The sequence below is a fragment of the Janthinobacterium svalbardense genome, from assembly GCF_002327145.1.
GTDB classification, from domain to species: domain Bacteria; phylum Pseudomonadota; class Gammaproteobacteria; order Burkholderiales; family Burkholderiaceae_D; genus Janthinobacterium; species Janthinobacterium tructae.
The window spans coordinates 4,069,982-4,091,432 of sequence record NZ_CP023422.1; the positions used below are offsets into that span (position 1 = coordinate 4,069,982).

General features: G+C 65.8%; 15 protein-coding genes and 1 pseudogene. 10 read left to right on the forward strand and 6 right to left on the reverse strand.

Annotated elements, in window-relative coordinates; genetic code table 11:
* Window positions 1-21 precede the first annotated feature (21 nt).
* Together CNX70_RS17985 and CNX70_RS17990 are read left to right on the forward strand one after the other, a co-directional pair.
* Window positions 22-936 carry a lipase family alpha/beta hydrolase gene (locus tag CNX70_RS17985; RefSeq protein ID WP_096235838.1) on the forward strand — a complete coding sequence of 305 codons (915 nt, stop codon included), beginning with the start codon at window positions 22-24 and terminating at the stop codon, window positions 934-936.
* Between the two features lie 10 nt (window positions 937-946).
* Window positions 947-1,873, forward strand: a complete 927-nt coding sequence (locus CNX70_RS17990; RefSeq protein WP_096235839.1) for a lipase secretion chaperone — start codon at window positions 947-949, stop codon at window positions 1,871-1,873.
* A 3-nt stretch (window positions 1,874-1,876) separates the two neighbouring features.
* On the opposite strand, the gene CNX70_RS17995 is transcribed toward CNX70_RS17990, so the two are convergent.
* The 4 genes from CNX70_RS17995 to CNX70_RS18010 form a co-directional block, all read right to left on the reverse strand.
* The gene (locus tag CNX70_RS17995) at window positions 1,877-4,654 is read right to left on the reverse strand and encodes an ATP-binding protein (protein ID WP_096235840.1); all 2,778 of its coding nucleotides are present in this window, start codon (window positions 4,652-4,654) and stop codon (window positions 1,877-1,879) included.
* Between the two features lie 51 nt (window positions 4,655-4,705).
* Entirely contained in the window at window positions 4,706-5,602 is an 897-nt protein-coding gene (locus CNX70_RS18000; RefSeq protein ID WP_167389677.1) for a putative bifunctional diguanylate cyclase/phosphodiesterase, read from the reverse strand.
* A complete protein-coding gene (locus tag CNX70_RS29140; protein ID WP_096235842.1) occupies window positions 5,602-7,200 on the reverse strand; it encodes a methyl-accepting chemotaxis protein in 1,599 nt (532 codons plus the stop codon). The genes CNX70_RS18000 and CNX70_RS29140 overlap by 1 nt, the downstream gene beginning before the upstream one ends.
* Window positions 7,201-7,533: 333 nt before the next feature.
* Window positions 7,534-9,288 (reverse strand): methyl-accepting chemotaxis protein, encoded by a 1,755-nt coding sequence (locus CNX70_RS18010; RefSeq protein ID WP_096235843.1) that lies wholly within the window; start codon window positions 9,286-9,288, stop codon window positions 7,534-7,536.
* Window positions 9,289-9,626: 338 nt separating this feature from the next.
* On the opposite strand from CNX70_RS18010, the gene CNX70_RS18015 reads away from it, so the two are divergent.
* The 7 genes and pseudogenes from CNX70_RS18015 to CNX70_RS18045 all read left to right on the forward strand — a co-directional run bounded on the left by CNX70_RS18015 (window position 9,627) and on the right by CNX70_RS18045 (window position 17,831).
* Entirely contained in the window at window positions 9,627-10,571 is a 945-nt protein-coding gene (locus CNX70_RS18015) for a 5'-nucleotidase (RefSeq protein ID WP_096235844.1), read from the forward strand.
* A gap of 87 nt (window positions 10,572-10,658) precedes the next feature.
* Window positions 10,659-14,101: pseudogene (gene mfd, locus CNX70_RS18020) on the forward strand (transcription-repair coupling factor).
* 31 nt (window positions 14,102-14,132) lie between these two features.
* Window positions 14,133-14,999: a phosphoserine phosphatase SerB gene (serB, locus tag CNX70_RS18025; protein ID WP_425269192.1), complete on the forward strand. Its 867-nt coding sequence runs from the start codon at window positions 14,133-14,135 to the stop codon at window positions 14,997-14,999.
* A 91-nt stretch (window positions 15,000-15,090) separates the two neighbouring features.
* Window positions 15,091-15,819: a nucleotidyltransferase domain-containing protein gene (locus CNX70_RS18030; RefSeq protein WP_157751100.1), complete on the forward strand. Its 729-nt coding sequence runs from the start codon at window positions 15,091-15,093 to the stop codon at window positions 15,817-15,819.
* Window positions 15,816-16,730 carry a TIGR04222 domain-containing membrane protein gene (locus tag CNX70_RS18035; protein WP_096235846.1) on the forward strand — a complete coding sequence of 305 codons (915 nt, stop codon included), beginning with the start codon at window positions 15,816-15,818 and terminating at the stop codon, window positions 16,728-16,730. The genes CNX70_RS18030 and CNX70_RS18035 overlap by 4 nt, the downstream gene beginning before the upstream one ends.
* A complete protein-coding gene (locus CNX70_RS18040) occupies window positions 16,720-17,577 on the forward strand; it encodes an MbnB/TglH/ChrH family RiPP precursor modification enzyme (protein WP_157751102.1) in 858 nt (285 codons plus the stop codon). The genes CNX70_RS18035 and CNX70_RS18040 overlap by 11 nt, the downstream gene beginning before the upstream one ends.
* Window positions 17,574-17,831: a hypothetical protein gene (locus tag CNX70_RS18045; RefSeq protein WP_096235847.1), complete on the forward strand. Its 258-nt coding sequence runs from the start codon at window positions 17,574-17,576 to the stop codon at window positions 17,829-17,831. The genes CNX70_RS18040 and CNX70_RS18045 overlap by 4 nt, the downstream gene beginning before the upstream one ends.
* Window positions 17,832-17,835: 4 nt before the next feature.
* On the opposite strand, the gene CNX70_RS28585 is transcribed toward CNX70_RS18045, so the two are convergent.
* Entirely contained in the window at window positions 17,836-19,701 is a 1,866-nt protein-coding gene (locus CNX70_RS28585; protein WP_167389678.1) for a serine hydrolase domain-containing protein, read from the reverse strand.
* Window positions 19,702-19,793: 92 nt separating this feature from the next.
* On the opposite strand from CNX70_RS28585, the gene CNX70_RS18055 reads away from it, so the two are divergent.
* Window positions 19,794-20,156 carry a DUF4870 family protein gene (locus tag CNX70_RS18055; RefSeq protein WP_096235849.1) on the forward strand — a complete coding sequence of 121 codons (363 nt, stop codon included), beginning with the start codon at window positions 19,794-19,796 and terminating at the stop codon, window positions 20,154-20,156.
* 36 nt (window positions 20,157-20,192) lie between these two features.
* Here CNX70_RS18055 and CNX70_RS18060 read toward each other — a convergent pair whose 3' ends face one another.
* Complete coding sequence (locus CNX70_RS18060; RefSeq protein ID WP_096238531.1) at window positions 20,193-21,359, reverse strand: cystathionine beta-lyase; 1,167 nt, start codon at window positions 21,357-21,359, stop codon at window positions 20,193-20,195.
* Between the last annotated feature and the right edge of the window lie 92 nt (window positions 21,360-21,451).

The window sequence follows — 21,451 nt, forward strand, 5'->3', positions numbered from 1 at the left end:
ATTTCAAATAACGGAGACAAAATGAAGACACGCTTTTGGCAACTGCTGTCCACCCTGCTGCTTTCCCTCGCCATCCTGCCCGGCAGCGCCAGCGCCGCCGGCTACACGCAAACCAAGTACCCGATCGTGCTGGTGCACGGCCTGTTCGGCTTCGACAAGCTCGGCCCCGTCGAATATTTCTATGGCGTGCCCGCCGCCCTGCGCAGCGGCGGCGCGCAAGTGTACGTGACCACCGTGTCGGCCGCCAACAGCACGGAAGTACGCGGCGAGCAGCTGCTGTCGCAGGTGCGGCAAATCCTCGCCGCCACGGGCGCGGCCAAGGTCAACTTGATCGGCCACAGCCACGGCGGCCCCACGGCCCGCTATGTCGCTTCCGTGCGGCCCGACCTGGTGGCGTCCGTCACCAGCGTGGCCGGCGTCAACAAGGGGTCGAAAGTAGCCGACATCCTCAGCGGCGCCATTCCCAACACCAGCGGCGCGCTGGGCAATGCGCTCGCCTCCCTGATCGGCATTTTGTCCGGCAACAAGGGACTGCCGCAAAACGCGGGCGCCTCGCTCACCTCCCTGTCCACGGCCGGCTCGCTGGCCTTCAATAGCCGCCATCCGCAAGGCGTGCCCACCTCGGCCTGCGGCGAAGGCGCCTACCAGGTGCAAGGCGTGCATTACTTTTCGTGGAGCGGCGCGCAACCGTACACGAATGTGCTCGACGTGGGTGACCCGGCCCTGGCGGCCATCAGCCTGGCCTTCGGCGGCGTCAAGAACGATGGCCTGGTCAGCAGCTGCTCCAGCCACTTGGGCAAGGTGATCCGCGACGACTACGCCATGAACCACCTCGATGAAGTCAACCAGTTCGTCGGCATCGTCAACCTGTTCGAGACGAACCCCGTCACCGTCTTCCGCCAGCAGGCCAACCGCCTGCAAGGCCTGGGACTGTAAGGAGGCAACGATGCGCACGAACGCGAAATGGATCATCGGCGCCAGCCTGGCGGCCCTGGCCCTGTATCTGGTACTGCGCCCGGGCGAACCGCCCGCTCCGCCGCCGGAAAAAACGGAGCCGGACCTGTTCGCGTTCGTGCGCTCGATGCAAGGCACGCGGCCCGACGGCAACGTGACGGTGGCCCCAGGCGACAAGCTGGTGGTCGACGCGGAACTGGGCCACCTGTTCGACTACTATCTGGCGGGTCTCGGCGAAAAGCCGCTGGCCGCCATCCGCAGCCAGATCGAGGCGGAACTCGACAAGCGCCTGGCGCCCGTTCCCGCCCGCGAAGCGAAGCGCCTGCTGGGCGCTTACCTGGCCTACAAGCAGGCGCTGGCCGGCACGGAGCAAGCCTTGCCGGCGCAAGCCGATCCCGCCCTGGCGGCGCGCGTGCGCCTGCAAGCGATGCGCGCCTTGCGCGGCAATTACTTCACAGCGGAAGAAAGCGCGGGTCTGTTCGGCGCCAGCGACGCGTATGACGACGATGCCGTAGCGCGCATGGCGATACTCGGCGACGCCACGCTGGACGAGGCGCAGCGCCAAGCGCAACTGGCCATGCTGGACCAGAAAATGTCGCCGGCCCAGCGCGCCGCGCGCGATGCGCCGCTGCAGGTGGCACAGCTGGATGAATCCGTGAAGGCGCTGCGGGCCCAGGGCGCAGGCGAAAATGAAGTCTACCGCCTGCGCGCCAACACCTTCACACCGGCGGCGGCAGCACGCCTGGCGGAACTGGACCGCGAGGAATCGCAGTGGCAGCAGCGCATCCTCGCGTATCAAGCGCAGAAGGCGCAGCAGGCGGGCCTGCCCGGCGGCGCACAGGATGCGGCAGCGCTGCAACAGCTGCGCGACGCCAGTTTCACGCCGGAGGAACAGCGCCGGCTGGGCGCCTACGAATAGCCATCAAGCCAGTTGTGCCAGCAAAGCTGCTGCCGCCATCACGTCCGTCGTGTCGTGCCCCTGCGCGTAGCCGGCATGCACAGGGGCCAGCAAGGCATGTGCGGCGGCGCCGTGGCCTTGCGCCTGCAGCACGGCCGCCAGGCTGGTGGCGCAGCGCAGCTCCCAGCCCGGCGCCTGCTGGCCCCTGGCCAGCTGCAGCGCCTCTTCCAGCTGCACGCGAACCACTTCCAGGCCGGCCGCATCGCCTGGCGCCAGCGCTCGCCAGCGGTGATGCGCATCGCGGCGCAGCACTTCCGGCGCGCTCCACGGCGCCTGCCCCGTGCGTGCGCGCCGCAGCGCCTGGCTATCGGCGGCGGCGTCGTGCAAGGTGGCCATCAAATCGATCTGTATCGGCCAGCTGCGCACCGAGGGCCAGGGAAATTCCGTCATCGCCTCGCCCGCATCAAGCAGGCGCTGGTAGGCGGCGCCCCAGGCGCTCCAGTACAACAGGCCATAGCGGGCCGCATGCTCGCACAGCAGGCAAGTCCAGGCATGCGCCAGTCCCCGCTGCCCGCACCACAGGGAGACGGGGATGGCATTGATGGCCAGCGCCACGCACAGCGTGACGCCATTGTGTTCGAAGCCCACCGTCACCGCCTCGCGCGCCAGCGCCAGGGCATCGTCGGGGCGACCCTGCATCCACAGGCAGCGCGCCAGCGTGCCGCGCAGGCAAACCTGGTGATCGGCCAGCAAGGCACTGTTAAAGCCAAGCTGTCCGGCGCCCTCGGGGTGCGCCAGCACCATGCGCGCCAGCGCCGCCGACTGCGCGTAGCGCCCGCGCAGATACGCGCCCGCCGAGCGCATGCGCGCCAGTACCAGCCGCATCGCCGTGTCATCACGCGCTGCGCACAGGGCGGCCAACTGCTCCACGTAACTGTCGGCGCCCTGAAAATCGGCCATCTTCAGGCTGCAGATCCACATGCCGCAAATCGCCTCAAAACGGCGGCTGTCGTCGTCCGTGCGCATGGCCAGCGCATAGCCGTGCTGGAACGAACGCAGCATGGTGCCAGTGACGCCCTGCGTATGCAGCAGCAGGTGCGCCAGCGAGGCGTGCAGCTGCATCTCGCTGTCGGGGTCCTCCAGCGCATGCCTGTGCATGCATGCGAGCGCCCGCTCGACGCGCACGCGGTACTCATCCATCAGCGACAGCTGATAGAACAGGGTTTGCGTGGCCAGGGTCAGGGCCACGCCCAGCGCCACGTCGCCGTCCTCGCCGAAAGCCCAGTCGATGGCGGCGCGCAGGTCATCGACATGGCGGCCATAGCGCGCGCTCCAGTGCGCCGGTGCCATGCTTTCCCAGTCGGCAGCGATGCGGCTTGCGAGGCCCAGGCAATGGCGCGCATGGCGCAGCAGCACGGCGCCGGCGCCCCCGCTCCCCGACAGCTGCGCCGCAGCGTAGGCGCGCGTGGTGTCGAGCAGCCGGTAATACACGTGCTGGCGGCAAAACTCGATGCTGACCAAAGACTTGGCCGCCAGGTCGGCCAGCGTATCGAACACGTCGCAGCCCGCCACGGCGCTGGCCGACTCCAGGCGGAAACGGCTCTTGAACACGCTCAGCGCCTGCAGTACCTGGCGCTCTTGCGCATCGAGCAAGCCGTAGCTCCAGTCCAGGGTGGCGCGCAGGGTCTGGTGGCGCAAGGGCATGTTGCGTGCGCCGCGCGTGAGCAGGCGAAAGCGGTCATCGAGCTGGCGGCGCAACTCGTGCAAGCCGAAATGGCCGATGCGCCCGGCCGCCAGCTCCAGCGCCAGCGGGATGCCATCGAGGCGCCGGCAGATATCCACCACCACGGGCACATCGGCGTCGGCCAGCACGAAAGCCTCGTCGACGGCCGCGCAGCGTTCGCAAAACAGCTGCACCGCGGCGAAATGCCGCGCCGCAGCCGCATCGGGCACGGCATCGGCCGGCGGCAATTCCAGCGCCGGCAGGCGTAGCAGCTGCTCGCTGGTGATGCGCAGCGGCTCGCGGCTGGTGGCCAGCACGTGCAGCAGTGGTGCGCCCTTGAGCAAGGCATCGACCAGCGTGGCGGCAGCGCCGATCACGTGTTCGCAGTTATCGAGCACGATCAGCATGTGGCGCTGGCGCAGGTAGGCCAGCAGGACCGGCATGGCGTCGCCGGCCGGCACCGCCACACCCAGCGCCGTGGCCAGCGCCAGCGGCACCAGGCGGCCCTCGTCCAGAGGCGCCAGGTCGACGAAACACACGCCGTCGGCATAGCGGCGCAGCACGCGCGTGGCCAGGACGACGGCCAGCGTGGTCTTGCCGATGCCGCCCGGACCGGCAATGCACAGCAGGCGCAATTGCAGCAGCTGGTTGGCCATCGTTTGCAGTGCCTCGGCGCGGCCCAGCATGCGCGTCAGCATGACGGGCAGGTTATGCCGCGGCTCCACGCCCGCCATACCGGGCGCCGGCCGGCCCGTGTGCGCCAGCGGCGCCAGGAAGCCGTAGCCGCGCCCAGGGATGGTGGTGATGTAGCGCTGGCCATCACGGCCATCGCCGAGCGCCTTGCGTAGCGCCGCCAGGTGCACGCGCAAGGTCGCGTCATCGACCACGGCATGGGGCCAGACGATGGTCACCAGTTCATGCTTGTCGACGATGTCGCCGGCGCGCTCCAGCAGGGCCAGCAGCAAGTCCATGGCCCTGCTGCCCAGGCGCAGCGCGCGGTCGCCCTCGAACAGCAGCCGCTCCAGCGGCAAAAGGCGAAACGGGCCGAAGACATAGGCCGGGACGGGACTGTTTATCATTCTTGCGTGGGGGAGTAGGTGTTAAAGCACGCGGCTTGCAGAGGACCTATTTTACTGAGCATCCGCGCCATGCCGCATGGCGCCTTGTTGCGACGCTGTTACACGGCCGGCCGGCGCGCCAGCGGCCAGCAGCGCGGCCACCTCGGCCACGGGCGCCGGCCGGTGCAGGTAGAAGCCCTGGACCTGGGGGCAGCCCAGGCGCCGCAGCTGCGCCAGCTGTTCGCCGTCTTCCACGCCCTCGGCCAGCACCTGCAAGCCCAGGCCGCGCGCCATGGCAATCGTCGAGGCGACGATCACAGTGTCACAATCAGCGCTGCCACCGCTGCCCAAGTCGCGGATGAAGGAGCGGTCGATCTTGATGGTGTGAATCGGCAGCATTCTGACATGACTCAATCCCGCATGACCGGTGCCATAATCGTCGAGCGAAATGGCCAGGCCCAGCGCGCGCAGCCGGCGCAGGCCCAGCGTCGCCTGCGCCATGTCGTCGATGCAGCAGCTTTCCGTCACTTCCAGCTCCAGCAGGCCGGGAGGAATGGCATGGCGCTGCAGGCAGCGCAGCACGAAGTCGGGCAAGTGCGCCTGGCACAGCTGGCGCGCCGAGACATTCACGGCAACAGGCACCAGGGGCAAGCCCGCCGCGCGCCACTGCACCAGCTGGCGGCAGGCGGCGTCGATGCCCCAGTTGCCCAGCGCGACGATGGCGTCAGTCTGCTCGGCCAGGCCGATGAAGGCGTTCGGGTAAATCAGGCCATGGCGCGGATGGTCCCAGCGCAGCAGCGCTTCCAGGCCGACCAGGCGCAGTTGCGCCGTATCGAACTTGCCCTGGTAGTGGAAGCAGAATTCGCCGTTGTCGATGGCGCTGTCCAAGCGCGCCTGCAGCTCGCGCGCCTGGCGCCGCGCCCGCCACAGCGCGACGCAGCCGAGCCAGAACCTTGCCAGGCGCGCCACTAGGCCAGCAGGCGCGGCACGGCCGGAGCGCGCCCGCGTGGCAAGGTGCGCGCCGGCGCCTGCTGCAGGCGAAATACGCTGACCACCTGCTGCAGCTTCGCCGCCTCGCCTTCCAGCGATTGCGATGCGGCGGCCGCCTCTTCCACCAGGGCGGCATTCTGCTGCGTCACTTCATCCATCTGCAGCACCGCCTGGCTGACCTGGCCGATGCCCGTGCTTTGCTCGGCGCTGGCGGCCGTGATGTCGGCCACCATCTGGCTCACGCGCCCCACGGCCGCCACCACTTCCTGCATGGTGGCGCCGGCCTGCGCCACCAGTGCCGTCCCCACATCGACCTGTTGCGTGGAATTGGCGATCAGGGCGCGAATATCGCGCGCCGCCGCCGCGCTGCGCTGCGCCAGGCTGCGCACTTCCGTCGCCACGACGGCAAAGCCGCGCCCCTGCTCGCCTGCGCGCGCCGCTTCCACGGCCGCGTTCAGCGCCAGGATATTCGTCTGGAAGGCCAGCATGTCGATCACGCCGATGATGTCGGCAATCTGCGCCGAGGACGCGCTGATGGCGTCCATCGTGTGAATGACCTGCCCCACGGCCTGCCCGCCGGCACCGGCAATATTCGCCGCCTCGATGGCCAGCACGCTGGCATGGCGCGCATTGTCCGCGTTCTGCTGCACGGTGGAGCTCAGTTCCTCCATCGCCGACGCGGTCTGTTCGAGCGCGCTGGCCTGCTCCTCGGTGCGCGAGGACAGGTCGATATTGCCGGCCGCGATCTGCAACGAGGCCGTGGCGATGGTGTCCGTGCCGCCGCGCACCTGCTGCACGATCTCGAGCAGGTTGCCGTTCATGCTGCACAGCGCGTCGAGCAGCTTGCCCGTTTCATCGCCGCCATGGCCGCCGAAGGTCGATGTCAGGTCGCCGGCGGCCACGGTCTGCGCCACGTTCAAGGCATAGTGCAGGGGCTTGACAATGCTGCGCGTGACCAGCCAGGCCGTAACGAGCGAGAAGAGCACGGCCAGCGTGCTCAGCGCCAGCAACATGTTGCGCGCCGTGGCGTATTCCGCGTCCACCTGGGCACCGGCCTCCTCCATCAAGTCATGCTGGTACGTGATGAGCGTTTCCAGCGCCGCCATATAGCGCAGCTGCTCGCCGCGCACCGTGCCGAGCAGCAAACTGGCCGCTGCGTCGCGCGCGCCCTCTTGCAGCAGGGCCAGTACCTTGTCGCGCCCGCCGTTGAAGGCGGCGCCCGCCTGCTTCACGGCCACCATCATCTGGCGGCCCTGCGGCGACAGCACCACCTTTTCCAGCTGCGCCAGTTCCTTTTCCGTTTCGGCGCCCGCGCGGGCGATGCGGTCGCGTTCCTGCGCCAACTGCTGCGGCTCGCTCATCAAGAGCAGATTGCGCGAGGAGCGCGCGATGATGTTGACATTCTTGATGATGTCGTTGGCCAGCACGGTTTTCGGATATTTGTCATCGATCACGTCGCGCATGCGCAGTTCCAGGCTCGACAAGCGCAGCATGCCCAGCACGGCAGTCGCCAGCAGCAGCAAGGTCAACAACGCAAAGGAGCAGCGCAGACGCGTGCCGATTTTCATATTTGCCATCTATTCGCATCCTTCAGTATGGTGCATCGGTCATCGCGCCTGACTCGCATGCAAGGCTGACGGCAATGGCTGCCGCCTGCCACGTATGGCCGGACGCAACAGGCGAAGGGGTCAGCCGGGATGTGGCCGAGACGGAAACAAGGGGTAGTACGGCAGGCAGTGTGAGTTATCTCACAAGCAATGTCGCGTTAAGTTTTGAAAAGATTTGCTTAGATGACAAAACAGCTATTCTCATAACGATATTTTTTTAACAAATATCAACCGCAGTGCGCGCAGGTAAAAACGGCCGCACAAGGCGGCCGTCCGGTAGCGCAGGCTGGCGCCGTCACGCCATCAAAACACTTCCCACTCGTCATCGCGCGGCGCGCTCTGACGCTGGGATGGTACGGCGTGCAGGGCCGGGCGTCCCGCGGTGGGACGTGGCGGCGCCGGACGCTTCGGCGCGGCGCTGGCGACCACGCGGCGCGGCGCGGCCGCTTTGGCATGCGTGGCCGGTGCCAGTGCGCCATCGAGCTTGAAGACGCTGACCACCCCGGCCAGCTGGCCCGATTGCTCCTGCAGCGATTCGGCCGCGGCGGCCGCCTCTTCCACCAGGGCCGCATTTTGCTGCGTCACCTGGTCCATCTGGCCGATGGCCTGGTTGATCTGGTCGATGCCCGAGCTTTGCTCCTGCGTCGCCAGGCTGATTTCCGCCATGATGTCCGTCACGCGCTGCACGCTGGAGACGATTTCGGCCATCGTGCTGCCCGCCTCGGCCACCAGCTTGCTGCCCGCGTCGACCGCCACCACGGAGTCGCCGATCAGGGTCTTGATTTCCTTGGCCGCCGCCGCCGAGCGTTGCGCCAGGTTGCGTACCTCGCTGGCCACCACGGCGAAACCGCGCCCCTGCTCGCCCGCGCGCGCCGCTTCCACGGCCGCATTCAAGGCCAGGATATTCGTCTGGAAGGCAATGCCGTCGATGACGGAAATGATGTCGACGATCTTGCGCGACGAATCGTTGATGGCGTCCATGGTCTCGACCACCTTGCCCACCACCTCACCGCCCTTGACGGCAACGCCGGAAGCGGAGAGCGCCAGCTGGTTGGCCTGCTGGGCATTGTCGGCGTTCTGCCGCACGGTGGCCGTCAGCTCCTCCATCGACGATGCCGTCTCTTCCAGCGAACTGGCCTGCTCTTCCGTGCGCGAGGACAGGTCCAAATTGCCGCTGGCAATTTCCGACGACGCCGTGGCAATGGTTTCCGTGCCGCTGCGCACCTGGCCGACGATGTTGACCAGGCTGGAATTCATGTCTTTCAGCGCCTGCAGCAGCTGGCCCGTCTCTTCCGTCGTGTGCACCTCGATGTGGCTGGTCAGGTCGCCCGAAGCCACCGTTTGCGCCACTTTCACGGCCGCATTGATCGGCTGCGTGATGGCGCGCGTGATGTAGGCGGCGCAACCCATGCCCAGCGCGGAGGCCAGCAAGCCGAGGATCAGCATCAGGCTTTCCGAGCGGATCACTGCCGCTCTGCCATCCTTGACGCTGGCGTCGGCCACGCCGTTATTGAGCTTGATGATCTCGTTGAGCGTGGCTTCGGCCTTGCCGAACAGGCTGCGCGAAGCCTGGTACTGCTGGTAGAACGCCACGAACAGCTCTTTCTGCCGCGGCTCGTCGCGGTTCTCGGCCAGCTGGCGCAGGATGGCGCGCACCTTGTCGTCGTCCGCCTTCCAGGCAGTCCACTCGCCCTGGAAGCGCTGCCACAGCACGGCTTCCTCGGGCGTTTGCGGCAGCGGCTCGTACAGCTTGCGGCCCGCCTCGATATTGCTCCAGGCCTTGGTGCGCAACTGCAGCGCTTCCGCGAACTTGTCTTGTGCCTGGTAATTGTTTTCATAGATGGCGGCCGTCAGGGTAGCGGCGGCGACGGCCGTCTGGCCCTCGTTCATCATCATCAAGCCCTGGATCGACGGCAGGCGCACCACGCCGATCTCGTTGACGGCGTTGCCCACGGTGGCGATGCCCGTGTAACCGCAGATGCCCACCACCAGCATTGCCGCCATCATCACGGCGACGAGGGTCGCCAACTTCCATTTGATCAGTAAATTCTTAAACATGGCTAGGTCCTTTATTAGTCAAAACTGCTGCTGGCAAGGCTGAGGCTGGCATGTTCAGGTAAAACGGCTGACATTTGTATAAAGGTGGCGGGGGTGGGGCGTACGCTTCGTTACAATTGGCGAGAATTCATAATTGCAAGCATAGAGGAAAAATATCTTTCTGGCTGCTACATACTTGATACAGAACAAGATTTATTTCTTTGCTGTGGCGCGCCTTGCACAGCGGACAAAAAAATGGCCTGGCGCCCTGCTTTGGTGCAAAAAATCGCCGCGTGCCACTATTGGCTGCGCAGTTGATAGTCGTATAAGATGCGCAACAAGCAAACAACAGGCAGACCATGGCATATCCTATTGAACACAAACTGGTGATCGGGGTCGCTTCCAGCGCCCTGTTCGACCTGGCCGAATCGCATCAGGTCTACCTCGACAACGGCCCCGAGGAATACCGCAAGTACCAGGAAACGCATATCGACACGGTCTTGCCGCGCGGCGTGGCCTTTCCCTTCATCCGCCGCTTCCTGAACATCAACAAACACTATCCGCGCCAGTCGCCTGTGGAAGTGGTGCTGTTTTCGCGCAATTCGCCGGAAACGGGTTTGCGCGTGATGCACTCGATCGCCCACTACGGTCTGGATATTTCGCGCGCCGCCTTCATGACGGGCAAGTCGCCCTACCCCTACCTGCCGGCCTTCAACGCCTCGCTCTTCCTCAGCGCGAATGAACACGACGTGCGCAGCGCGCTGGCCTGCAACTATCCGGCCGGCCTGGTGCTGCCGTCGCGCACGGAAGACGACGAGAACGACGAAGAGCTGCGCGTGGCCTTCGATTTCGACGGCGTGATCGCCGACGACGAAGCGGAAACCGTGTTCAAGCGCAACAATGACGTCGATGAATTCCACGCCCATGAAACCCTGAACGTGGGCACGCCGCACCGCCCTGGCCCGCTGGCCGACCTGTTCCAGAAGCTGGCCACCATGCAGCGTCTGGAAGAAAAGGCGCAGCGGCGCGACCCCGGCTACAAGAAGATCCTGCGCATCGCCATCATCACGGCGCGCAACGCGCCCTCGCACGAGCGAGTCGTGACGACCCTGAAAAGCTGGGGCGTGGCGGCCGACGAGACGTTTTTCCTGGGTGGCATGGACAAGTCGCGCGTGCTGTCCGTGTTCAAGCCGCATATCTTCTTCGACGACCAGCTGAGCCATTTGAAGTCAGCCGGCGGGACGATACCGATGGTGCATGTTCCTTTCGGGATTGCAAATATCCGCGCTGGCGATGGTCTATAATCTCGCCTGTCAGCGCCGTCACTGGCGGCGCTGCGCGCACCACAGCTGTTCCACTCAACTGCCTCTGCCACTAGTGTCATCGCCTGCATGTCCTTAGACTTAACAAAAGCCCTCCCCAAGCCCGGCAACCGCTACGCGCTGCCCGCCCTGTATGGTTCATCCGACGCCTATGCCCTGGCGCTGGCCGCTTTGGCATTGAAAGCGCGGGGCCAGATGCTGGCCGTGGTGGTGGCGCAGGCCAGCGACGGCCAGCGCCTGCTCGATGAAATCCCGTGGTTTGGCGGCAAGGAACTGCGCTGCCATCTGCTGCCGGACTGGGAAACCCTGCCCTACGACGCCTTTTCGCCGCACCAGGACCTGGTCTCCGAGCGACTGGCCACCCTGCACGAAATCCAGACACGCCAGTGCGACGTGCTGATCGTGCCGGCCACCACGGCGCTGGTGCGCCTGGCGCCGCCGTCCTTTTTGGCGGCCTACACCTTCTTCTTCAAGAAGGGCGAAAAGCTCGACGAAGCACGGCTGAAGTCGCAGCTGACCCTGGCCGGCTACAGCCATGTGTCGCAAGTGATGTCGCCCGGCGAATACTCGGTGCGCGGCGGCTTGCTCGACCTGTTCCCCATGGGTTCGGCCCTGCCCTACCGCCTGGACCTGTTCGGCGACACCATCGAGACCATCCGCACGTTTGACGCCGACACCCAGCGCTCGCTGTACCCCGTGCACGAAGTGCGCTTGCTGCCGGGGCGTGAATTCCCCATGGACGAGGCGGCGCGCACCACTTTCCGCAACCGCTGGCGCGAACAGTTCGAGGGCGATCCTTCTCGCTCGGTGGTCTACAAGGACATCAGCAGCGGCATCGCCTCGGCCGGCATCGAATACTATCTGCCCCTGTTCTTCGAGCAGACGGCCACCCTGTTCGACTACCTGCCGCCCGACGCTTCGCTGGCCCTGGTGGGCGAGATCGACGCTGCCATCGGGCGCTTCTGGACCGATACCCAGTCGCGCTACCGCTTTTTGAAAGCGGACCGCGAGCGGCCTATTTTGCCGCCCGAATCGCTGTTCCTGTCCGACGAGCAGTTCTTCGGCCTGGCCAAGCCCTATCCGCGCCTGGCGATTGCGAAATCGAACGACGCGCTGGCCTCCGAACTGTCGGCGCCCGTGCCGAACATCGCCGTCAACCGCCGCGCCGACGATCCGCTGGCCAACCTGCGCAGCTATCTGCTGCAAGCGGGCCGCCGCGTGATGATCTGCGCCGAATCGAACGGCCGCCGCGAAACCTTGCAGCAGTACTTCACCGAATACGATCTGCACCTGATGCCGGTGGAAGGCAGCGACGGTTTTCTGCAGTCCGACGCCAAGCTGATGCTCGGCGTGGCGCCGCTGCATTCGGGCTTCGAGCTATTCACGCCCGAGGGCAATCTGGCCTTCATCACGGAAACGGAGCTGTATGCCGGTTCCGGCCGCAGGGTCGGCAGCAAGAAGCAGGAAGGCGTGACGCAGGTCGAATCGATGGTGCGCGACCTGTCCGAGCTGAAAATCGGCGATCCCGTGGTGCACATCAACCACGGCATCGGGCGCTACATGGGCCTGACCAGCATGGACCTGGGCGAAGGCGAGACGGAATTTTTGCACCTCGAATACGCGAAGGACACGAAACTTTATGTTCCGGTGTCGCAGCTGCATGTGATCTCGCGCTACTCGGGCGCTTCGCCGGAAGACGCGCCGCTGCATTCGCTCGGCTCGGGACAGTGGGAAAAAGCGAAAAAGCGCGCCGCCGAACAGGTGCGCGACACGGCCGCCGAGCTGCTCAACCTGTATGCGCGCCGCGCGCTGCGCCAGGGCCACTCCTTCGAGTTCTCGTCGCACGACTACCAGCGCTTCGCCGACAGCTTCGGCTTCGACGAGACGCCGGACCAGGCCGAGGCCATCCGCAACGTCATCAAGGACATGACCTCGGGCAAACCGATGGACCGCCTGGTATGCGGCGACGTCGGCTTCGGCAAGACGGAAGTGGCGCTGCGCGCGGCCTTCATCGCCGTGATGGGCGGCAAGCAGGTGGCCATTCTGGCGCCCACCACCCTGCTGGCCGAGCAGCATGCGCAAACCTTCGCCGACCGCTTCGCCGACTGGCCGGTGCGCATCGCGGAATTGTCGCGCTTCCGCAGCGGCAAGGAGATCACGCAGGCGTTCAAGGGCATGGCCGACGGCACCATCGACATCGTCATCGGCACGCATAAACTGCTCTCAAGCGACGTGAAATTCACGCGTCTGGGCCTGGTCATCATCGACGAAGAACACCGCTTCGGCGTGCGCCAGAAGGAAGCCTTGAAAGCCTTGCGCGCGGAAGTGGACGTGCTGACCCTGACGGCCACGCCGATTCCCCGCACCCTGGGCATGGCGCTGGAAGGCTTGCGCGACTTTTCCATCATCGCCACGGCGCCGCAAAAGCGCCTGGCCATCAAGACGTTCGTGCGCAGCGAAGGCGAAGCCATCATCCGCGAAGCGTGTCTGCGCGAACTCAAACGCGGTGGCCAGATCTACTTCCTGCACAACGAGGTGGAAACCATCCAGAACCGCCTGGCCATGCTGACGGAACTGCTGCCCGAGGCGCGCATCGCCGTGGCGCACGGCCAGATGCACGAGCGTGACCTGGAAAAGGTCATGCGCGACTTCGTCGCCCAGCGTTTCAACATTTTGCTGTGCACGACCATCATCGAAACGGGTATCGATGTGCCGACGGCGAACACCATCATCATGCACCGCGCCGACAAGTTCGGCCTGGCGCAGCTGCACCAGTTGCGCGGCCGCGTGGGCCGTTCGCATCACCAGGCCTACGCCTACCTGCTGGTGCACGACGTGCAAGGCCTGACAAAACTGGCGCAGCGCCGCCTGGACGCCATTCAGCAGATGGAAGAACTGGGCAGCGGCTTTTACCTGGCCATGCACGACCTGGAAATCCGCGGCGCCGGCGAGGTGCTGGGCGAGAGCCAGTCGGGCGAGATGACGGAAATCGGCTTCCAGCTGTATTCGGACATGCTGCACGAAGCCGTGCGCTCGCTGAAGGCCGGCAAGGAGCCGGACCTGGCCGCGCCGCTGGCCTCGACGACGGAAATCAACCTGCACGTGCCGGCCCTGCTGCCAGCCGATTTTTGCGGCGACGTGCACGAGCGCCTGTCGATCTACAAGCGCCTGGCCAACTGCGCCACGCCAGAGAAGATCGACGATATCCAGGAAGAGCTGATCGACCGCTTCGGCAAGCTGCCCGACCCCGTGAAAGCGCTGATCGAGACGCACCGCCTGCGCATCGCGGCGAAAACCGTGGGCATCGTCAAGATCGACGTGCATGGCGAAGCGGCCACCCTGCAATTCATGGCCAAGCCCCCATCGACCCGATGCGCATCATCGAGCTGATCCAGAAGAACCGCCATATCAAGCTGCATGGCCAGGACAAGCTGAAAATCACGGCCGCCATGCCGGACCTGGCCGCGCGCGTGACGCAGATCAAGAGCACCATCAAGCAATTGACGGTGTAGACCATTTCGACCATTTATGCAGGATAGCCCCATGACCAACACGACTTCCATCACCATGAACCTGATCCTGCAGGGCCTGGACGGCGACACCGCCCGCCTCGATCGCATAGCCGCGCTGGCCGCGCCCACGTCCGTCACGCGCCTCGGTCCGAACGCCGTGCGCTGCGAGCAGATCGCCTATTCGCCCGCGCTGCGCCCCACCATCGAAGTGGCGGCCCAGGCGGCGCAGCTGGACGCCACCTACATGATGGGCCAGCGCGAACTGAGTGAATTCAAGCTCGTGGCGATGGACATGGATTCGACCCTGATCACCATCGAGTGCATCGATGAAATCGCCGACATGCAGGGCCTCAAACCGCAAGTGGCGGCCATCACGGAAGCGGCCATGCGCGGCGAGCTCGATTTTGCGGCCAGCCTGAAGCAGCGCGTAGCCCTGCTCGAAGGCCTCGATGCATCGGCCCTGCAGCGCGTCTACGACGAACGTTTACAACTGTCGCCGGGCGCGGAAACCATGCTGGCAGCCGTGCAGAAGGCCGGCCTGAAAACCCTGCTGGTGTCGGGCGGCTTTACCTTCTTCACCGAGCGCCTGAAGGAACGCCTGGGCCTCGACTACACGCACGCGAACGAACTGGAAATCGTCGACGGCAAGCTGACGGGCCGGGTTTTGGGAGGCATCGTCGACGCCGAGGAAAAACAGCGCACGGTGGAGCGCGTGTGCGCGCAGATGGGCATTACGCCAGCGCAAGCCATCGTCATGGGCGACGGCGCCAACGACTTGAAAATGATGGGTATCGCCGGCCTGTCCGTGGCCTTCCGCGCCAAGCCCGTGGTGCGTTCGCAAGCCGATGTGGCGCTGAACTTCGTGGGACTCGATGGCTTGCTGAACGTCTTGACCTGAGTTGGCGCCTGGCGGTGCGCGCACGATGGCATATTTTTGCTATATTGCAAACTTGTGACTACCAAGCTTGCCCATCGTGAAAGAACACCGCATGCCGCCATCGCTGCCAGAAGAGATACAACGCCACCTGGATGTGTTCGTCGCCGCCGCGCAAACGGCCTTCGGGGATGACCTTGCCGCTGCCGTGCTGTTTGGCTCGGCCGCCGATGGGCAGGTACGCGCCACCTCCGACGTCAACCTGCTGTTGCTGCTCAAGCGCTTTACGCCGCAGGCGGCCGATGCGCTGCGCGGGCCCTTGCGCATGGCGCACGCCGCCATCGATTTGCAGGTCATGTTCCTGCAAGAAGACGAATTGACGCAGGCCGCCGAGGCCTTCGCCGTCAAGTTCGCCGACATCATCGCGCGCCATCGAGTACTGCTGGGCAATGATCCTTTCGCCAGCCTGCACACCAGCCGCGACGCCGTGCTGCGCCGACTGCGGCAAGTGCTGCTGAACCAGCAGGTGCGCATGCGCGAACGGTATATGCTATTGAGCCTGAATGAAGAACAGCTGGCCGGCGCCATCGCCGACGCGGCCGGCCCGCTGCGTGCGGCCGCCGCCTCGCTGGCGCAGCTGGAGGGCAAGTCGGCGCAGTCCGGCAAGCAGGCGCTCGAAGCGTTTGTCGACCAACTGGGCGACCCGGCCCTGCACACGGCCCTGCAAGCCATGTCGGAGGCGCGCGAAACGGCGCGCCTGGCGCCGGGGCAGGCCCTGCCCGCCTTCACCAGCCTGATGGCCATTACCGGACACTTGCGCGAACACGCGGAGACCATGCGGTGAACGGCGTCAATCCGTTCGACTGGAGCGGTCCCTGGTTCCTGCTGGCCTACCTGATCTTCGGCGCGCTCGTGTATTACAGCGTGCGCGAACTGCTGATCCGCATGGAATTGCGCAATCCGCATGCCCAGCTGTCGCTCGCCGATGATCCCTACCGCATCGCTTTTTTGCGCGGCGGCGCCCTCGAAGCCGTGAAAATCGCCGCCATCGTACTGGTCGACCGCGGCTTGCTGCGCGCCGATGGCCCGCTGCTGGAAACGGCCAGCGCCGACAGCCTGCGCTTTGCCACTCACGACATCGAACGCGACGTGCTGCGGCTGTACCTGGGCCGCCAGGGCCACAGCAAGGAACTGGCCGCGCAGGCAGACATGCTGCCAGCGTGCCGCGCCTACCAGGACAGCTTGACGCAGCAGGAATTGCTGGTCGGCCCGCCGCTGCTGCGCCGGCGCGAACGCATCACCTGGCCCGCGCACTATTTGCTGCTGACGGTGGCCGCCGTCAAGGCCGTCATCGCCATCAGCCGCCAGCACTACAACCTGCTGTTCCTGGCGCTGCTGCTGGCGATCTTCCTGCTCATGCTGCGCGGCTTGCGCACCCAGCCGACCAGCTGGAGCGCGCAGCGGCTGCTGACCGACTTGCGCATGCTGTTTGGCCGGCTGAACCAGCGCGCGTCGCGCCTGCAGGCGGGCAGCAGCAGCACCGACATGGCCCTGCTGGCCGCCATCTTCGGCCTCGGCGCCCTGCCCTTGTCCGTGTACGCGTATGTCGCCGAGCTGTACCCGGTATCCCGGCAAGGCACGGGCAGCGACTCCACGTCCGGCAGCACGGACGACTCGTCATCGGGCGGCGGTGATAGCGGCGGCGGCGATGGCGGCGGCAGCGGCTGTGGCGGTTGCGGCGGCTGTGGCAGTTAGCCAGGAAACCGCGCGCGACCGCGTCGGCCTGGGCTGGCGCGGCGAACTGGCTGCCGGCATCCTGTCCAACCTGGCGCAGATCGATGTGCTGGAAGTGATCGCCGACGATTATTACCGCGCCTCGCGCGCCGGCATCGCGGCCTTGAGCAGCCTGGCGCGCCAGGTGCCGGTGAGCCTGCACGGCGTCGGCATGGGGCTAGCCTCGACGATTCCCGCCGACCCGCGCCGCCTGCATGCGATGGCGCGCCTGATGAAGACGGTACAGGCGGAGTCGTGGTCAGAGCACCTGAGTTTCGTGCGCGCCGGCGGCGTGGAAATCGGCCACCTGGCGGCGCCGCCGCGTACGCCGCTCAGCGCCGCCGGCGCGATCGCCAATATCGCACTGGCCACGCGCATCGTCGGCAGCGCGCCGCTGATGGAAAACATCGCCACCCTGGTCCAGCCGCCCGCCAGCACGATGGACGAAGCCGCATGGCTGGCGCAGATTATCCACGGCGCGCACGTGCCGCTGCTGCTGGACCTGCACAACCTGTATGCGAATGCCGTCAATTTTGGGGAAGCGCCGGAGCAATTGCTGCTGCGCCTGCCCCTGCACCGGGTCGGCGCCGTGCACCTGAGTGGCGGCCACTGGATCGAAGCACCGGACGGCGCCGGCAAGCGCTTGCTGGACGACCATCTGCACGACGTGCCGCCCGCCGTCTTCGCTTTATTGACCCAGCTGGCGCGCCATGCGCCGCAGCCCCTGACGGTGATCGTCGAACGCGATGGCAATTACCCGTCGTTCGAGCATGTGCTGGGCCAGCTGGAGCTGGCGCGCGCTGCCTTGCGCGCGGGGCGAGACGCATGAGTTCTGCCGCACTGGAAACCTATTTGGCAAGGCTGTACACGGACGACGCCCTGCGTACCGCCTTCCTGCTCGATCCCCGGGCGCAAGCCTTGCTGCATGGCTTGTCGCCGCAGGAAGCGGAGGCGATGGCGGCGATGGATCGCGTCGGCCTGCAAATGGCGGCAGCCAGCTATCGCACCAAGCGGGCCGCGCACGGTAGCAGGGCCTCGCCGGCGCAGCGCTGGTGGCGCCGGCTTCTGGCTGCCTGGACCTGAAAGCCTACAGCTGCCACAGACGCAGCGGCAGCAGTCCCCACCAGGCCAGCACCAGCAGCAGTTGCAGCGCCGCCAGCAAGGCGATCCAATCCCATTTCGCCCACGAGCCCGCCTCGGCAGCCGTGCCACGGCTGCGCCAGCAGCGCGCCAGGCCGAACGCCATGGCCAGCGGCAACGCGCCCGTGACCAGCGCCAGCAGCACGCTGGCCACGCTGACATCGCCCAGGCGCAGGTAAGACTGAAAATAGAAAAACGGCAGCGGCAAGAGCAGCGCCAGCTGCGACAGCAGGGGCGCGAACAGATGGTCGCCCCGCCCCAGGCGGCGCAGCGCGGCGCGCCAGACGCCCACCACCAGCACATACAGCAAGCCCGCCATGCCCAGCGCCAGGCTGCCCCACAAGACCAGCATGCGCAGCATCGACACCCGCTCATAGCTGCGCAAGCCGTCGCTGAGGATATGCTTGCCATCCTCCTGCAGCAGCACGTGCGATGGCGTGCTGCGGTCGCTGGCGCGGAACAGCAAGCCGCCCACCGGTTCCAGTTCCTTCGGCTCGCCCTGGAACGGGATCAGGAACAGCGACTCGCCATCCCATTTCAGGCGCGTGAAGCCGAAAACGGCATCGACCCAGGCCATGCTGGCCATGGGGCTGGGTGACGGCACATACACACCCTGCCAGTTTTCCACCGTGGGCGCGGGCGTGCCCTGCGGGGCTGGCGCGCGCAGCGGCAGTTCCAGGTCGCGCAGCAGCAGGCGGTTGAAGCGTTCATAGTCGGCCTGCTCGGCATCCGTATTGAAGGCCACGAAGAAGGCGCTGTCCTGCTCCGGATAGATGCACAGCATGGCGCGAAAACCCACGGCCGTGCCAGGGTGGCAGGCGCCCACCACGTTGTGGCGGTCGCGCACGGCCAAGGCCAGGCCATGGCCCGTTTCCAGGCCCGCCTGCGCCGCATCCGTGCCGGCCGGTGCGGACAAGGCGCCCATCAGCGCCGGGTCGATGAAACGCTTGTCCTGCAGCTTGCCATCGCCCATCAGGAATTGCGCCAGCTTGCCCATGTCGGCCGCCGTGGTGGTGAACTGCGCGGCTGGCCGCAGGTACTGCGGTACGGCCGCTTGCGCCACGCCATGCTCGAAGTGGCCCATGGCCAGGCGCGGATCGGCATGCGATCCCGCCTGCGTGACGAAAGTAAAAGTGCTGTCCGCCATGCCCAGCGGCTGCAGCAGTTGCGCATCGAGGTAGCGTTCATACGGCTGGCCCGTGACCTTCTCGATCACCATGCCCAGCAAGCCATAGCCCATGTTCGAATATGCGTAGCGGCTGCCGGGCCGCGCGCGCACGCGCAGCAGATTGCGCCCGCCGTCAAAGGCGGCGGCCAGCGGCGTCTGCGGCGCCGGGTTCAGGCTGAACGCCTGCCAGAAGCGCACGTTATCGAGGCCGGACGTGTGCGCCAGCAGGTGGCGGATGCGCACGGGGTCGCTGCTTTGCCACGGGTTTTTCAGCGCCAGTTCCGGCAGCACCTGCTGCACGGGCGTGTCGAGCGTGAGCCGGTCTTCGCTGACCAGGCGCAAGACGCCCAACGCCAGCGCCACCTTGCCCACGGAGCCCACTTGCACGCGCGTGTCCGCCTGCATGGGTAGGTGCTTGGCGGCATCGCGCTGGCCCGACGCGCCGACTTTGACTGTGCCATCGGGCAAGACTTCGCTCCAGACGGCGCCCGCCAGGCCCTCTTCCTTCAAGCCAGCGGCAAACTCCGCCTCCAGGGTGGGGCCGGCGGCATGGGCCGCCGTGGCGCACAGCAGCAAGGCCGGCACGGCGCGCCGCAGCCATGACCCGGCGCGCGCGGCCCAGGTGGGATGTGGATGTGCTTTCAACAATGTATTTCGCCTTTTTCCATGGATTGCGCTCCCGTTCAACAGAGCTTGTTACAATAAAAACCTGAGCAAACAATCAAGCAGGAGCCTGCATGTCACAAGATATTATTCTCGATAGCCAACTCCAGCAGAGCAAAAACCTGGCCTGGTGGTTGTACCTGATACATGGCGCCAGCTTCGTGTTTTCGCTGGGCGCGTTTTCCTTCATTCCGCTCATCATCAATTATGTGAAGCGGGACGAGGCGGCCGGGACCTTCGTGTACAGCCATCACAGCTGGATGATCCGTTCCTTCTGGTGGTACGTGGCCTGGATCGTCGTCGGCGCCGTGCTATGGATTACCATTATCGGCATTCCGCTGGCGTTCCTCGTGTGGGGCGTGGCCTGGCTGTGGAAAGCCTACCGCTTGCTGCGCGGCTTCCTCGATCTGAACAACAACACCCCCGTACCCATGTAAAAGGTACTTCGCGGCAAGCCAACGGCTTGCCGCTGCCTACATCGCCGCGAACGCCCGTTCGATATCGGCGATCAAGTCCTGCGGATCTTCCAGCCCCACATTCAGACGCACCAGCTGGCCCGGCAACTGCCAGCCCTTGCGCATGGCGGCGATGCGGTACGGCATCACCAGGCTGTTCGCGCCGCCCCAGCTGTAGCCTATCTTGAACAACTGCAAGGCGTCGACGAAACGGTCCGTCTGCTGCTCCGTGTAGCGGGAATCGAACAGCACGGAAAACAGGCCGCCCGCGCCCGTGAAATCGCGCTGCCAGATGGCGTGACCGGGGCAATCCTCGAAGGCCGGATGCAGCACCGTGGCGATCTCGCTTCTTCCCTTGAGCCAGCTGGCCACCGTGTGCGCGCCCGCATCGTGGGCGTCGAAGCGCAGCTTCATGGTGGGCAAGCCGCGCAGCACCAGGTAGGCGTCATCGGCGCCCACGCCCATGCCTAGGCGCATATGCGCCAGGGCCAGGCGCTCGTGCAGCGCCCTGTCCCGCGTGATCAGAGCGCCCATCAGCACGTCCGAGCCGCCCGACTGGTATTTCGTCAGCGCCTGCATGATGATGTCCACCCCCAGCTCAAAGCCGCGCAGGGCCAGACCGGCCGACCAGGTGTTGTCCAAAGCCACCAGCACGCCGCGCGCGTGGGCGGCCGCGCAGATGGCGGGCAAGTCCGGCACTTCCATCGTCACGGAACCCGGCGCTTCCGTCCAGATGAGTTTGGTATTCTCCTGGATCAAGGCGGCGATGCCGGCGCCGATCAGCGGGTCGTAATAGCGTGCCGTGATGCCGAAATCCTGCGCCAGCCAGCGTCCCAGTTCACGGTTCGGGTTGTAGATATTTTCCGGCAACAAAACGTCATCGCCCGTTTTCAGCAGCGCAAAATCCGCCATGGCGATGGCCGCCAGGCCCGATGGCGCCAGCAGGCAGTACTTGCCCCCTTCGATCTCGGCCAGCCGCGCTTCCAAGGTGAACGTGGTAGGCGTGCCGTGCAAGCCGTAGGTGTAGGCGTTCTTCTCTTTCCAGTCGCCCGAACGCATGGCCGCCACGTCCTTGAACAACACGGTCGATGCGTGATGGATGGCGTTGGGAAAGGCGGCAAAGCCTTGCGGCGCCTGGTAATCGCTGTGGATCAGCGCCGTCTGGGGGGATTTGATTGTGGTCATGGCGTCGGGAAATAAAAAAAGGCGGGCCAGCAATTGCTGGTCCGCCTTGATTGTAAGGGCTTTACGCCCTGTACGCCGTACGACTGTTACAC